Source organism: Agrococcus sp. Ld7 (genome assembly GCF_045064095.1).
Classification (GTDB): Bacteria; Actinomycetota; Actinomycetes; order Actinomycetales; family Microbacteriaceae; genus Agrococcus.
In genome coordinates, this window is sequence record NZ_JBISGY010000037.1 from 172,447 (window position 1) to 186,755 (window position 14,309).

Here is a 14,309-nt window from a genome sequence, read left to right on the forward strand (position 1 = left end):
CCACGGCACCCCACAGCTCGGGCTCGTGCGGCGCGGCGCGTCACCGGTGCCACCTAGGCTGGATGGTTGACGGCCGCGAAGGGGGATTCGTGACGGACGCGAAGCACGATGAGTGGGCTCCGCCCAGCGACGACGACGCACCCGAGCCGTGGGACTCGTGGGATGCACCGGACGACGGGTGGATGCCGCCGGCCGACATCGACGCGCCGACGGCGTCCCCCTCGGCCGGGTCCTCCGGCGTCCGCACCGGCCAGCGCTCGGCGCCCGCGCGATCGCCGGGGGTTGCCGCATCCGCCAAGGCTGCGAGCCCGCTCGAGGCGCTCACCCGCGTGTGGGGCTACGACGCGTTCCGCGACCAGCAGGCCGCGATCATCGACGACGTGGTCGCCGGGCGCGATGCTGTCGTGCTCATGCCCACTGGCGGCGGCAAGAGCCTCTGCTACCAGATCCCGTCGCTCGTGCGCGAGGGCACCGGCGTGGTCATCAGCCCGCTCATCGCCCTCATGCACGACCAGGTCGATGCGCTCGAGCAGCTCGGTGTCCGTGCGGCCTACCTGAACTCCACCCAGTCGATCGACGAGCGCCGCGATGTGGAGCGACGACTGCTCGCGGGCGAGCTCGACATGCTCTACCTGGCGCCCGAGCGGCTGCCGGTCGCGCAGAGCCTGCTCGACGCGGCCCCGATCGCGCTGTTCGCGATCGATGAGGCGCACTGCGTGAGCCAGTGGGGCCACGACTTCCGCCCCGACTACCTGCAGCTGTCGGTGCTGGGGGAGCGCTGGCCGGAGGTGCCGCGCGTCGCGCTCACCGCCACCGCCACCGTCGAGACGCGCGCCGAGATCGTCGAGCGCCTGGGCCTGCAGGATGCGCAGGTGTACGTGTCGAGCTTCGACCGCCCCAACATCCAGTACCGCATCGCGCCGAAGCAGGATGCGAAGGCGCAGCTGCTGCGCATCATCCGCGACGAGCACCCGGGCGCGACGGGCATCGTCTACTGCCTCTCGCGCAAGTCGGTCGAGTCGACCGCCGAGTGGCTGCGCACCCAGGGCATCGATGCGCTGCCGTACCACGCGGGCCTCGACGCCGGCGTCCGCGGCGCGAACCAGCAGCGCTTCCTGCGCGAGGACGGCGTCGTCATGGTTGCGACGATCGCCTTCGGCATGGGCATCGACAAGCCCGACGTGCGCTTCGTCGCGCACCTCGATTTGCCGAAATCGGTCGAGGGCTACTACCAGGAGACCGGCCGCGCCGGCCGCGACGGAGAGGCATCCACCGCCTGGCTCGCGTACGGCCTGCAGGATGTGGTGCAGCAGCGCCGGATGATCTCCGAGGGCGTCGGCGATGCGCAGCGCAAGCGCAACCAGACGATGCACCTCGATGCGATGCTCGCGCTCTGCGAGACGGTCGAATGCCGCCGCGTGCAGCTGCTCGCCTACTTCGGCGAGCCGAGCTCGCCCTGCGGCAACTGCGACACGTGCCTCACGCCGCCCGACTCCTACGACGGCACCGTGCCGGCGCAGAAGATGCTCTCCACGATCGTGCGGCTGCAGCGCGAGCGGCGGCAGGCCTACGGCGCAGGCCACCTGGTCGACATCCTCACGGGCGCCGACACGGAGCGCATCCGCCGCTTCGGACATGACCAGCTCGCCACCTACGGCATCGGCACCGACCTGCCGGCCACGCAGTGGCGGGGGATCGTGCGGCAGCTGCTCGCGCAGGGAATGCTGCAGGTGCAGGGCGAGTACGGCGTGCTCGCGATGACGGAGGCATCTGCATCGGTGCTCGCCGGCGAGCGCGAGGTGCGGCTGCGCCACGAGACGAAGGCGCCCGCGAAGGTCGCGAAGCGCTCCGCGTCGACGCTGCAGCTCGACGATGCGCAGCAGGGCATCTTCCAGGCGCTGCGCTCCTGGCGTGCGAGCACCGCGAAGGAGCAGGCGGTGCCGGCGTACGTCGTCTTCAACGACAGGACGCTCGCCGCGATCGCCGAGCGGAAGCCCGCGACCATGGTCGAGCTGTCGACCATCTCCGGCGTGGGTGAAGCGAAGCTCGAGCGCTACGGCGAATCGGTGCTGGAGGTGCTGGCAACGACATGAGCGACCGCGTGCGTCTCGACGTCTGGATCTGGGCGGTGCGACTCGTGAAGACGCGCGCCGGCGCGACCGAGGCGTGCAGGGGCGGGCATGTGAAGGTCGGCGGCCAGCCGGCGAAGGCCTCGCAGCAGGTGCGCCTCGGCGACGAGGTGCGCGTGCGCATCCACGGGTTCGATCGGATCGTGATCGTCAAGCAGCTGCTGAAGAAGCGGGTGGCAGCGCCGGCGGCGGCGGAGGCGATCGAGGATCGTTCGCCGCCCCGACCGACGGCGATCGAGGCAGCCCAGGTGCCGCACAGGCCGCGCGGTGCGGGCCGCCCGTCGAGCCGCGAGCGACGCGAGATCGATCGGCTTCGCGGCCGGTCGGAGTGACGCGTCGAGGGATCGCTAGCCGAGGGGCCACTGACCGAGGCTGGCACTGGTGACGAGGCCCATCACCACGACGGTCCCGAACGCGAGCACGAACAGGCTCGCGACGATCGCGATCCACCAGCCGACGGTGCTGAGGGTGCCGCTGGCGCTCCTGGCGAGCACGACGCCGCCGATGAGCGCCGCGGTCGATGCTGCCAGCAGCAGGAGAAGCATCGTGATCGTCACAACCTCGGTGCTCATGCGCGCAGTGAACCAGCCGAGACTGCGTATGGGCTGTGCCGCTCAGCCCATCTCGACGAACATGCGGCCGAGCATCAGCAGCGAGGGCATGAGGATGACCGTGCCGACCACGAGCAGCCCGACGCCCAGCGCCAGGAAGGGGCGCGATGTGGAGTCATCGCGCCTGCGCAGGCCCACCACGAGCATGACGATGCCGCCGGCGATCAGCGCGAGCGCGAGCGCGAGCATTGCGATGAACAGGATCGAGAGCATGCCGGAGGCCATGGCGCGATGGTAGCCCGAGCCGCCGGTTAGGCTGGTGGGCGTGTCTCGAACCGCCGTCTCGCCCCTGATCGCCCGCTCATGGCTGCTCGTGCCCGCCTCGAGACCTGAGCTGTTCGAGATCGCCCAGGAGAGCGAAGCCGACGCGATCATCATCGACATCGAGGATGCTGTGGCGGCGAAGGACAAGGTGCAGGCGCGTGCCGACACCGTCGCGTGGCTCTCCAGCGGCCACCGGGCGTGGGTGCGCATCAACGATGCGGCGAGCGAGTTCTGGAGCACGGATCTCGCAGACCTCAAGGACGCTCCCGGCCTCGAGGGCGTGATGCTCGCGAAGACCGAGTCGGCCAGCCACGTCGACGACACCGCCGACCGGCTGCCGGAGGGCATGCCGATCCTCGCGCTCGTCGAGACCGCGCGAGGCGTGCTCCACGTCGAGCGGATCGCATCGGCGCCCTCGACGTTCCGCCTCGCGTTCGGCACGGGCGACTTCAAGCGCGACACCGCGACGGGCGATGACCCGATCGCGCTCGCCTACGCCCGCTCGCAGCTTGTGATCGCGTCGCGGGCCGCGCGGCTGCCGGCGCCCATCGACGGACCGACGCTGTCGGCCGATGCGCTCGTCGAGGGCACGCGACTGTCGAAGGAGATGGGCATGTCGGGCAAGCTGTGCCTCACGCACACGCAGGCTGCGACCATCAACGCCGGGCTTGCACCCAGCGAGGAGGACGTGGCGTGGGCGCACGCCTTCGTGCGTGCCTTCGAGGAATCGGGCGGCAAGATCACCGACGGCAGCGACCTGCCCCGCCTCGCTCGCGCGCAGAAGATCCAGACGCAGGCGCGTGACTTCGGCATCGAGGTCGACGAAGCAACGCTCGACAGCCTCAACTACTGACGGCATGACGATGGCGGGGCGCCGGAGCGCCCCGCCATCGTCGTGACGCGTCAGTGGTTGAACGTGTCCTTGACGTCGTTGCCGGCGTCCTTGACGTGCTCGCCCGCCTGGTTCGCGTTGGCGACGGTCTGGTCCTTGTGACCCTCCGCCTCCATGCTCTCGTTGTCGGTGGCGTCGCCGAGGCCTTCCTTGGCCTTGCCGACGGCATCCTTGGCTGCGTTCGAGATCTTGTCATCGAGACCCATGTGAACCTCCTTGATCGTTGGGAGCGATTGCTCCGGGGTACAACCTAGGAGCGCAGCCTGGGAGGACGCTCCATCACCGCCGACGCGGCCCCCGCGCGTCGACGACGGGAATCGGCGCTGTCGTCACCGGGGGCCCGTAGGTGCCCGGCGTGGACGCATCCGCCTTCAGCTGCGCAACGCGAGCTCGATCGTCGAGCGCCTCCTCCATCGCCGACTTCTGGCGCAGCGGGGGAGCCTTGAAGAAGATCGCGAGCACGAAGGCCACCGCGACGGCGGCGAGGCCGACCCAGAACGGCCCTGTGGCAGCCGTGTTGAACCCATCGAGGAACGGCGCGGCGAGCCGCGGGTCCGCGGTGTTGAGGAAGGAGGAGTCGTTGTTGAGGGCGCTGCCGATCTGCTGCGGCTGCTGCAGCACGTCGAGGATCCGCGCGTTGTCGGGATCGGCGACCACCTGCGGATCCTGCGCGGCAGCCTCGAGCTGCGCCCGCAGGTCGCGGCGCCCGAACGCATCCTCCAGCGTCTGCGGCAGGCGGGCGTAGAGCAGCGAGAAGGCGACGGCGACGCCTGTGGTGCCTCCCAGCTGCCGGAAGAAGGTGGCCGCGCTGGTCGCGACACCCAGGTCCTTCGCGCGCACCGCGTTCTGCGAGGCGATGGTCAGCGTCTGCATGAGCTGGCCGAGGCCGAGCCCGATGAAGAGCTGTGCGAGCAGCAGCGTCCACAGCGGGCTGTCGAACTGCAGCGTCACGAGCACGCCGTACCCGACCGCCATGACGCCGAAACCGATGACCGGGAAGAGGCGGTAGCGGCCGGTGCGGCCGATGATCTGGCCGGAGCCGATCGACGCGATCATGAGGCCGAGGATCATGGGCAGGGTCGCGAAGCCCGCCTCTGTGGGGTTCATGCCGTGGACGATCTGCAGCACGAACGGGATCATCATCATCGCGGCGAACATGCCGAAGCCCGTGAGGACGCCCAGCAGCGTGGCCATCGAGAAGGTGCTGCTGCGGAACAGGTGCAGCGGGATCAGCGCGGCGTCGCCCATGCGCGACTCGACGATGATGAACAGCGCGATGCCGAGTGCGCCGACCGCGTAGCAGGCGATGGCGGCGGTGGAGCCCCATCCCCACTCTCGGCCCTGCTCGGCGACGAGCAGCAGCGGCACGACACCCATGACGAGCAGGGCGGCGCCCCACCAGTCGATCTTCACGCGCTCGTGATGCGCGGGCAGGTGCAGGTAGTGGAAGACCATCCACACGGCGGCGATGCCGATGGGCAGGTTGAACAGGAAGACCCAGCGCCACCCCTCGAGGAAGAGGATCTCGTCGGTGCCAGCGAGCACGCCGCCGATGAGCGGGCCGAGGATCGAGGAGACGCCGAAGACGGCGAGGAAGTACCCCTGGTACTTCGCGCGCTCACGCGGATTGAGCACGTCGGCGATAATCGTCATCGGCAGCGACATGAGGCCGCCGGCTCCCAGGCCCTGCAGCGCCCGGAACGCCGCGAGCTGCACCATGTCCTGCGAGAACGAGCAGGCAATCGAGCCGACCAGGAACAGGACGATCGCGATCAGGAACAGCGGTCTGCGACCGAAGATGTCGCTGAGCTTGCCGTAGATGGGCGTCACGATGGTCGAGACGATCAGGAACGCCGTCACCACCCAGACCTGCAGCTCGAGGCCCTTGAGGTCGTCGGCGATGGTGCGCATCGAGGTGCCGACGACGGTCTGCGAGATCGACGACAGGAACATCGCGATCATGAGGCCGACGAGCACGAGCGTGATCTGGCGTTTGGTCATCAAGGGGGCGGGCGCCGCATCGGCGTCGCTCGAGCGCTGGTCGCGCTGAGGCATGAATGGTCCTGTTTCTTCGAAGTCGTTAGCCCGACGAACGGTTTAGGGCTCAGCCAGTATGCCATGCTTCGGCCATCCGTGCGCATCGTGCGACGATGGCTCCGTGCGGAAGGTGCTGACGATCATGCTCGCGGCGCTCCTGGTGAGCGGATGCGCGCAAGCCGCGACGCCCGACCCGACGGCCAGCGAGCAGCCGTCGCCATCCGCCTCGGCAGCCGCCGATGCGCCGTCAGCCGTGCCCAGCCCCGCCGCGGAGCCCTCGCCTTCGCCTTCGCCCTCGCCGAGCACGCTGTGGGACGTCGACTCGGCAGCCAGCCTGCAGGTGATCGTGAACAAGCTGCGGCCCATGGACCCGGCTGCGTTCGCGCCGGAGCTCGTGCCGGTGTCGACCGAGAACGAGGAGGGCGCCGAGGTGGTGCGGCCCGAGCTCGACGCCGCACTGACCCGCATGGACGCGGCGATGCGGGCCGCGATCGGCGAGGGCACCTTCGTCACCTCGTCGTACCGCTCCTACGAGCTGCAGGCGCAGTACTACCAGAACGCGATCAGCAGCTACGGGCAGCAGGCGGCCGACACCACGAGCGCACGGCCGGGCTACTCGGAGCATCAGACGGGGCTCGCGATCGACCTGCAGTCGACCGCGCGGGAGTGCCGCCTCGACCACTGCTTCGGCGCGACCGATGCGGGGATCTGGATCGCCGAGCACGCGTGGGAGTTCGGCTTCGTCGTGCGGTACCCGCAGGGCGCGGATGCCGTGACCGGCTACGCCTGGGAGCCGTGGCACCTGCGCTTCGTGGGCACCGAGGTGACGACCGCGATGCACGAGCAGGGCATCGGCACGCTGGAGGAGTTCTTCGGCCTCGAGCCCGCACCGGGGTACGCCTCGTGAGCCGCGACGGCACCTGGCGGCTGCGCGCGACAGGGCTGGCCGCGGCGGCGCTCGTCGCGATCGCCGGATGCACGGGCACGGGCACGGCGGCAGAGCCGACCCCGTCGGCCGAGCCCGATACCTCCGCCTCGGCCGAGACGATGACGCCCGAACCCCAGCCGACCGCGTCGAACGACGAGACCGTCGTCGAGGTGTCGGCGCTCGGCGACATGCTGCCGCACCAGACGATCCTGGATGGGGCGCAGACCGCCGACGGCTGGGACTTCACGCGCTACTTCGAGGACATCACGCCCGTGCTCGAGACCTCGGGGATGGTCGCGTGCAACCTCGAGGCGCCGGTCGCCGGCGACGAGCTGGGTGTGAGTGCGTACCCGGCGTTCAACGCGCCAGCAGCGTTCGCCGCCGACCTGGCGGCCTCGGGGTGCACCACTTTCAGCACCGCGAACAACCACGCGCTCGACGCCGGCGTGCGCGGGCTCGAGATCACCGCGGACGTGCTCGATGCGCTGCCGGTCACCTGGCACGGCACGGCGCGCTCCGCCCAGGAGCAGCTGCAGCCCGCGATCACGGAGGTCGACGGCATCCGCATCGCGTTCGTCTCGGCCACGGCGCTGACGAACATCGCCGGTCCCGCCGCGAGCCTGACGATGCTCTCCGATCGCGCGACGGTCGAGCAGCTGATGGCCACCGCGACCGCGCAGGCCGACGTGGTGATCGTCGCGGCGCACTGGGGGGTCGAGTACTCGCCGACGGTGCACCCGTCGCAGCGGTCGGCGGCGGAGTGGCTGTCCTCGCTGGGCGCCGACGTCATCCTCGGCGCCCACCCGCATGTGCTCGAGCCCGTTGAGTGGGTGGAGAGCGCCGCGGGGCGCACGCTGGTCTGGTACTCGCTCGGCAACGGCCTGTCGTCGCAGATCGACGTGCCGCGGGTGTTCAGCGCGATCGGTCGCTTCGACATCGTGCGGGATGCGGACGGGATCGAGATCCGCGATCCGCGCGCGATCCCGATCTACATGCACTTCGACTGGACGGTCGCCGATCGACGCGCCGGCACCCTGTCGACCCGGTCGAACCCTCGGCTCTACCTGCTGGAGGACGCCGCCGAACCGCTCACCCGCTCGGCATGGGAGACGACTGCCGAGGCGCAGCGTGCGGTGATCGCTGAGACGCTCGGTCCGGAGGTCAGGGTGATCGACCGCTGATCGACCGCTGATCGACCGCTGATCGCAGCGTGGCCGCAGCGCGCGTCTCGGCCAGACGTCGGTACCCTGCGAGCATGGCAAAGGCGAGCGGCGGCGGGTTCAAGAGCAGCGGCGAGTTCCGCGGCGGTGGCGGCGGATTCCGGAGCGGCGGCGGTTCGCGCAGCTTCTTCGGCGGCGGTTCGCGCTCCGGCGGCGGAGGATCCTTCGGCAGTGCAGGACGCAGCGGTTCGCGTGGTTCGCGCAGCTGGAGCTGGGGAAGCTCCGGCTCGCGCCGCTCGTCGAGCAGCAGCGGCTCGCCGCGCTCCGGGAGCGACTGGGCGGTCACGGTCGGCGCCATCGTCATCCTCGTGCTCATCTACGCCCTGATGGCGAGCGGATCGTGAGGCGTCGCCGGCTCTTCGTCGCCGCGGCGGTGGGCGCGCTGCTGCTGACCGGATGCCAGCAGGGCACGCTCGACCCGGCGCCGTCCGCAACCCCGGCTGCCACAGAGCCCGCCGCATCCGCCACCGCGACGCCCGCGGCCGAACCGCAGCCGGTGACGGTCTCGGTGAGCGCCATGGGCGACATCCTGCCGCACGACTCCGTGACGGCGGATGCGCTGCAGCCCGACGGCTCGTACGACTACGGGCAGTTCTTCGACGCAGCTCGGCCGATCTGGGCGGAGAGCGACCTCGTCTACTGCAACCAGGAGGCCCCGAGCGCCGGCGTCGAGCTTGGGCTCACGTACTTCCCGGCGTTCAATGCGCCGGTCGAGTTCGCCGAGGGCATCGCCGACGCGGGCTGCAACACCATCGGGCTCGGCAACAACCACACCTTCGATCGCGGGCAGGAGGGCATCGACCGCACGCGCGCCGTGTGGGACGAGCTCGACCCGCTGCTCATCCACGGCGCGTTCCGCTCCGAGAACGAGCAGGCCGAGGTGCCGACCACCGAGGTCGCTGGCGAGGGCGGCGAGGCGCTGACGGTCGCGTTCCTGAACTTCATCGATCTCTCGAACACCCCCACGAACGACTACGCGGTGACCTGGCTCGACGACCCGCTCGTGGAGCAGCAGATGGCGGAAGCGGTCGAGACCGCTGACGCCACGATCGTCGCGGTGCACTGGGGCGACGAGTACTCGAGCACCGTCAACGCACGGCAGCGCGAGCAGGCGCAGCGGCTGGCCGACCTGGGCGCCGACGTGATCCTCGGCACGCACCCGCACGTGCTGCAGTCGGCCGAGTGGCTGGAGCGCGCCGACGGGTCGCGTGCGTTCGTCTACTACTCGCTCGGCAACGCCGTGTCGACGCAGATGGCGATCCCACGGGTCGTGAGCGCGGTCGCGCAGTTCGATCTCTCGGGGGAGCCGGGCGGCGAGGTCGAGGTCGTCGACCCGGCGGCCGTGCCGATCTACATGCACTTCGACCTGACACCGGCGCAGTTCACCAACAGGCAGTGGGTGAACCGCCGCAACCTGCAGCTGCATCCGCTGGTCGATGCTGCCGAGCCGATCACGCGTTCCGCGTGGCGCAATGAGCTGACCGTCGAGTCAGGCATGCAGCTCGTCGCCGATGCCCTGGGCCCCGACGTGCGCATCATCACGGACTCGTTCGCTCCCTGACCCCGTCCGTTGACCGAGCGCCTGGTCTGGCAACGCGATAATCCGGTTGCCGGACCAAGGGCTCGGTTGACCGACGGCCTGAGGCGGGGGAACGCGGAGCAGGGAGCGCGGAGAGCTGGCTGGGCCGCGCGCAGTGCGGCCCGTCAGCTGCCGAGCGCAGAGCCGCCCGTCAGCCGCCGAGCGCGGCGTCGACGATCGCCTTGGCCTCCGCCTGCACCTGACGCAGGTGGTCGGCGCCCGCGAACGACTCGGCGTAGATCTTGTAGACGTCCTCCGTGCCGGAGGGGCGGGCAGCGAACCAGGCGCGCTCCGTCACGACCTTGAGCCCGCCGATCGCTGCGCCGTTGCCCGGTGCTTCGGTGAGCTTCGCGACGATCGGGTCGCCCGCCAGCTCGGTCGCCTCGACGGCGTCGCCGGTGAGCTTGCCCAGCCGAGCCTTCTGCTCGCGCGTCGCGGGCGCATCCACCCGCTCGTACACGGGCGCGCCGAAGCGCTCGGTCAGCTCGCCGTAGAGCTGCGACGGCGACTTGCCCGTCACCGCGCGGATCTCCGAAGCCAGCAGGCACAGCAGGATGCCGTCCTTGTCGGTCGTCCAGACGGTGCTGTCGTGCTGCAGGAACGACGCTCCCGCGCTCTCCTCGCCGCCGAATCCGACGGAGCCGTCGAGCAGTCCCGGCACGAACCACTTGAAGCCCACCGGCACCTCCCAGAGCCGCCGGCCCAGTCGCTCCGCGACCCGGTCGATCATCGACGACGACACGAGGGTCTTGCCGATCGCCGCGTCCGTGCGCCAGTTCGGACGGTGCGCGAAGAGGTACTCGATCGCGACGGCGAGGAAGTGGTTGGGGTTCATCAGCCCGCCGTCGGGCGTGACGATGCCGTGCCGGTCCGCGTCGGCGTCGTTGCCGGTGAGGATGTCGAACTCGTCCTTGCGCGCCAGCACCGAGGCCATGGCGTTGGGGCTTGAGCAGTCCATGCGGATCTTCTCGTCCCAGTCCAGCGTCATGAACGACCAGGTGGCATCCACCGTCGGGTTCGTGACCGTCAGATCGATGCCGTAGCGCTCGGCGATCGCCCCGTAGTACTCGACCGAGGCGCCGCCGAGCGGGTCGGCGCCGATCCTGATGCCGGAGGCCTTGATCGCCTCGAAGTCGATCACGCGGCCGAGCGCCTTGACGTACTCGTCGCGGAAGTCGTAGAGCTCGATGCGGCTGTCGCTCGACCCCTCGACGGATTCGCGCTCGACCCCGGCGAGCCCGCCAGCGATGATCTCGTTCGCTCGCTTCGCGATCCATCCCGTCGCGTCGGAGTCCGCAGGGCCACCGTGCGGCGGGTTGTACTTGAAGCCGCCGTCGCGGGGCGGGTTGTGCGAGGGCGTGACGACGATGCCGTCCGCCCGGTCATCATCGGATGCGTGCTGGTTGTAGTCGAGGATGGCGCGCGAGACCGCCGGGGTCGGCGTGACCGAACCCCGGGCATCCGCCATCACGCGCACGCCGTTGGCGACCAGCACCTCGAGCGCGGTGCGCTCCGCGGGCAGCGAGAGCGCATGGGTGTCACGGCCGATGAAGAGTGGCCCTGTCACGCCCTGCGCGGCGCGGTACTCGACGATCGCCTGCGTGATCGCGAGGATGTGCGTCTCGTTGAATGCCGTGTCGAACGCGCTGCCGCGATGTCCGCTGGTGCCGAACGCGACCGCCTGGTCGGGATTCGTCACGTCGGGGACGAGCTCGAAGTAGGCGCGCTCGAGGGCGCGCACATCGATGAGGTCCTGGGGCTGGGCTACGGTACCTGCTCTGCTCATGCCCCCATCCAAGCACCGCGGCCCTGGGACAGCGACGGCGAGCTCGCAGCGGAGCGCCGCGAGCCAGAAGTGCCCCATTGCCGCGCGCTCCCGTGCGTGTCAGCATGCGAGGCATGGACGAGCGCGGCAGGGCGCTGAACGCCGCGCACCGCGCAGCGACGGCCTTCCTCGCCACGCTGGATGAGCGGCCCGTCTGGTCGCGAGCATCGCTCGACGACATGCTCGCGACCTTCGGCGGTCCGCTGCCGCAGGAGGGAGTCGAGGCGTCGGCAGTGGTCGAGCAGCTCGCGAACGATGCGGGCCCGGGCCTGGTCGGCATCCCGGGTGGCCGCTTCTTCGGCTTTGTGATCGGTGGCACGCTGCCGGCGGCGCTGGCTGCCGACTGGCTCGTCTCGGCCTGGGATCAGAACTCCGGCTCGGCGATGCTCACGCCGGCCACGGTGGCGCTCGAGCGCGTCGCCGGGAAGTGGATGCTCGAGCTGCTCGGGCTGCCCGAAACTGCGAGCGTCGGCTTCGTCACGGGCGGCCAGCTCGCGAACTTCACCTGCCTGGCCGCCGCGCGACACGCGGTGCTCTCGCGCGCCGGCTGGGACCTCGCCGATCGAGGCATGCGCGGCTCGCCGCCGATGCGCTTCGTCGTCGGGGCCGACCGGCACGGCACGATCGATCGAGCAGCGCGGTTCCTCGGCATCGGGCGCGCGGAGATCACGGTCGTCGACACGGACGATCAGGGCCGGGTGGACCCGGCCGCGCTGGAGCGCAGCTTGGAGCACGGCGAGGGGCCGCTGATCGTGTGCCTGCAGGCAGGTGAAGTCCACACGGGTGCCTTTGACGATCTTGCCGCGCTCATCCCGATCGCGCACCGCAATGGCGGATGGGCGCATGTCGACGGTGCGTTCGGGCTCTGGGCGGCCGCCAGCCCGGCGCTCGCGCATCTCACCTCTGGCGCAGCCGCGGCCGACTCGTGGGCGACGGATGCGCACAAGACCCTCAACGTGCCCTACGACTGCGGCATGGCGATCGTGCGCGACCCGGCCGACTCGATCGCAGCGTTCCGCACCGGCGGCGACTACCTCGTCTACACCGGCCTCGACCCCTGGGACGTGACCCCTGAGCTCTCCCGGCGCGCGAGGGGCGTGCCGGCGTGGGCAGCGGTCCGCAGCCTCGGCAGCTCCGGCGTCGCGGCACTCATCGATCGGATGCACGCGAACGCGCTCGCGATGGCCGAGGGTCTCGCCGCGATCGACGGGGTGGAGATCGTGAACGATGTCGTGTTCACGCAGGTGATGTTCCGGCTTGCGACCGACGAGGCGACGCGAGCGCTCGGCGCTGCCGTGCTGTCCGAGGGCACGGCGGTGGTCACCGGCGCCGAGTGGCGCGGGCGCGCGGTGCTGCGGTGTGCGATGTCATCGTGGGCGACGACCCCGCAGGACATCGAGCGGACGCTCGCCGCACTGCGCTCGCTCGTCGCGGCCTGACCGCCGCGCTCGACCGCAACGCAAGCTCGACGAACCGACCCGCCCCCTGGCGCCCTCGCCCCTCGCCCGACCCCTCGAACACAACGCAAGCCCACGCATCCGAACCCGGGCCGCTCCCCGTCCTACACGTCTGCTGCCGCAGGTTGTCGCTCGAGAGCTTGCGTTGTGCGGGTGCGGCGAATCGCGCGCCGGAGGTTGCGCTGCCCGGCCGCCCCACGAGCTGTCGCGCCCGGCTCCCGATCGCACAACGCAAGCCCGCACCTGCCGCCAACGGGGCAGCGCGTGGCTCATGCCGCTTCCGCCGCGACATGTCTCACCAGAGCTTGCGTTGTGCCGGCGCGGTAGTTGGGGTGGCGTGCCGGCGCGATGGGTGGGGTGGCGGTGCCGACGCGATGGGTTGGGTGGCGGTGCCGACGCGATGGGTTGGGTGGCGGTGCCGGCGCGATGTGTTGGGTGGCGGTGCCGGCGCTCCGGATGGCGTGCCGGCTGTCGGCTGGCGGCTGCGGACGCTCGGGGCGACCGTTCGGGCCGGACGCCGGTGCCGAGGCTCAGCCGTGCGGGTGCAGCCTCAGCGCAGCATGCACGGCCGGGATGAACGCTCGGGGGTTGCGGGACAGCCAGTGCGCCGACAGTCGCACCGTGAGGTATCCCTGCAGCAGCGCGGCGGCATCCCGAGCCCGGTCGTCCTCGAAGGTGCGCTCGTGCGTCTCACGCCCGTCGATCTCGATGATCACGCAGCCGCCGACGACGAAGTCGACGCGGCCGACGCCCGGGATCGCCACTTGCTGCTCGAACTGCAGGCCCGCTTCGAGCAGCAGGAGCTTCGCGTCGGTCTCGTAGCCCGAGCCGCAGAGAGCGTTGAGTGCGTCGATGGCGGGCGCCTCCAGCCAGGTCATCCCCGCAAGGGCGGCGCGCAGGTCTGCCCGCGTCGCGAGTCGTCGCTGCAGCGCGGAGTCGCCGACGCGGATGGCATCCTCGATGCCGAAGCACTGCGCGATGCATCGCACTGCCGACGCCGCCGAGGTCGAGCATCGGGTGCCGTCCGACGTGTCGAGATCCCACCAGTGCAGCACCAAGCCGCCGCGACTCGTCAAGCGTCGAGCAGGATCGCCCGGGTCTCGAAGTCGCGTGGAGCCATCCCACACGTGCACGTGCAAGCGACCGTCTCGAGGCACCCAGAGGCCGAGCTCCTCGGCAGCAGACGAACAAGCCAGACGCCCACCGACTCGCAGCGCCCGCATGAGGGGCTCGGACGCCGGTTGGTGGACGTACACATCCCGGCGAGCACGCTCGACGCGCCCGAGCGCGAGCGCATCCTGGATCTCGGCTCGGTTGATGCCCTGCGCGCGCAGCTCCCGGTACTCATCGATCCGGGTTGAGCCTTG

The 14,309-nt window shown here is 70.5% G+C and carries 14 protein-coding genes; 8 read left to right on the top strand and 6 right to left on the bottom strand.

Features of this window, described 5'->3' with window-relative positions:
- Window positions 1–62: 62 nt before the first annotated feature.
- Together recQ and ACJJVL_RS13255 are read left to right on the top strand one after the other, a co-directional pair.
- A complete protein-coding gene (gene recQ / locus ACJJVL_RS13250; protein ID WP_405219394.1) occupies window positions 63–2,093 on the top strand; it encodes a DNA helicase RecQ in 2,031 nt (676 codons plus the stop codon).
- Complete coding sequence (locus tag ACJJVL_RS13255) at window positions 2,090–2,461, top strand: RNA-binding S4 domain-containing protein (protein ID WP_405219396.1); 372 nt, start codon at window positions 2,090–2,092, stop codon at window positions 2,459–2,461. Before recQ ends, ACJJVL_RS13255 begins: the two co-directional genes overlap by 4 nt.
- Before the next feature lie 15 nt (window positions 2,462–2,476).
- On the opposite strand, the gene ACJJVL_RS13260 is transcribed toward ACJJVL_RS13255, so the two are convergent.
- Entirely contained in the window at window positions 2,477–2,701 is a 225-nt protein-coding gene (locus tag ACJJVL_RS13260) for a hypothetical protein (RefSeq protein WP_405219398.1), read from the bottom strand.
- A 42-nt stretch (window positions 2,702–2,743) separates the two neighbouring features.
- Window positions 2,744–2,965 carry a hypothetical protein gene (locus ACJJVL_RS13265; protein ID WP_405219400.1) on the bottom strand — a complete coding sequence of 74 codons (222 nt, stop codon included), beginning with the start codon at window positions 2,963–2,965 and terminating at the stop codon, window positions 2,744–2,746.
- 40 nt (window positions 2,966–3,005) lie between these two features.
- Between ACJJVL_RS13265 and ACJJVL_RS13270 the strand changes: the two genes are divergently transcribed.
- The gene (locus ACJJVL_RS13270; RefSeq protein ID WP_405219402.1) at window positions 3,006–3,857 is read left to right on the top strand and encodes an HpcH/HpaI aldolase/citrate lyase family protein; all 852 of its coding nucleotides are present in this window, start codon (window positions 3,006–3,008) and stop codon (window positions 3,855–3,857) included.
- 50 nt (window positions 3,858–3,907) lie between these two features.
- On the opposite strand, the gene ACJJVL_RS13275 is transcribed toward ACJJVL_RS13270, so the two are convergent.
- Window positions 3,908–4,102 (bottom strand): CsbD family protein, encoded by a 195-nt coding sequence (locus ACJJVL_RS13275; RefSeq protein WP_405219404.1) that lies wholly within the window; start codon window positions 4,100–4,102, stop codon window positions 3,908–3,910.
- Between the two features lie 73 nt (window positions 4,103–4,175).
- Window positions 4,176–5,951, bottom strand: a complete 1,776-nt coding sequence (locus ACJJVL_RS13280) for an MDR family MFS transporter (protein ID WP_405219406.1) — start codon at window positions 5,949–5,951, stop codon at window positions 4,176–4,178.
- Window positions 5,952–6,054: 103 nt separating this feature from the next.
- Between ACJJVL_RS13280 and ACJJVL_RS13285 the strand changes: the two genes are divergently transcribed.
- From ACJJVL_RS13285 to ACJJVL_RS13300, 4 genes are all read left to right on the top strand, one after another.
- A complete protein-coding gene (locus ACJJVL_RS13285; protein ID WP_405219408.1) occupies window positions 6,055–6,840 on the top strand; it encodes a D-alanyl-D-alanine carboxypeptidase family protein in 786 nt (261 codons plus the stop codon).
- Window positions 6,837–8,042 (top strand): CapA family protein, encoded by a 1,206-nt coding sequence (locus ACJJVL_RS13290; protein ID WP_405219410.1) that lies wholly within the window; start codon window positions 6,837–6,839, stop codon window positions 8,040–8,042. Before ACJJVL_RS13285 ends, ACJJVL_RS13290 begins: the two co-directional genes overlap by 4 nt.
- A gap of 74 nt (window positions 8,043–8,116) precedes the next feature.
- Complete coding sequence (locus ACJJVL_RS13295) at window positions 8,117–8,425, top strand: hypothetical protein (protein ID WP_405219412.1); 309 nt, start codon at window positions 8,117–8,119, stop codon at window positions 8,423–8,425.
- On the top strand, window positions 8,422–9,642 hold the full coding sequence (locus ACJJVL_RS13300; RefSeq protein WP_405219414.1) for a CapA family protein: 1,221 nt from the start codon (window positions 8,422–8,424) through the stop codon (window positions 9,640–9,642). Before ACJJVL_RS13295 ends, ACJJVL_RS13300 begins: the two co-directional genes overlap by 4 nt.
- A 169-nt stretch (window positions 9,643–9,811) precedes the next feature.
- Here the strand turns inward: ACJJVL_RS13300 and pgm are convergent, their stop codons facing one another.
- Entirely contained in the window at window positions 9,812–11,446 is a 1,635-nt protein-coding gene (gene pgm, locus ACJJVL_RS13305; protein WP_405219416.1) for a phosphoglucomutase (alpha-D-glucose-1,6-bisphosphate-dependent), read from the bottom strand.
- Window positions 11,447–11,559: 113 nt separating this feature from the next.
- On the opposite strand from pgm, the gene ACJJVL_RS13310 reads away from it, so the two are divergent.
- Window positions 11,560–12,924: a pyridoxal phosphate-dependent decarboxylase family protein gene (locus tag ACJJVL_RS13310; protein ID WP_405219418.1), complete on the top strand. Its 1,365-nt coding sequence runs from the start codon at window positions 11,560–11,562 to the stop codon at window positions 12,922–12,924.
- A 548-nt stretch (window positions 12,925–13,472) separates the two neighbouring features.
- On the opposite strand, the gene ACJJVL_RS13315 is transcribed toward ACJJVL_RS13310, so the two are convergent.
- Window positions 13,473–14,018, bottom strand: a complete 546-nt coding sequence (locus tag ACJJVL_RS13315; protein ID WP_405219420.1) for a DUF559 domain-containing protein — start codon at window positions 14,016–14,018, stop codon at window positions 13,473–13,475.
- Window positions 14,019–14,309 lie beyond the last annotated feature (291 nt).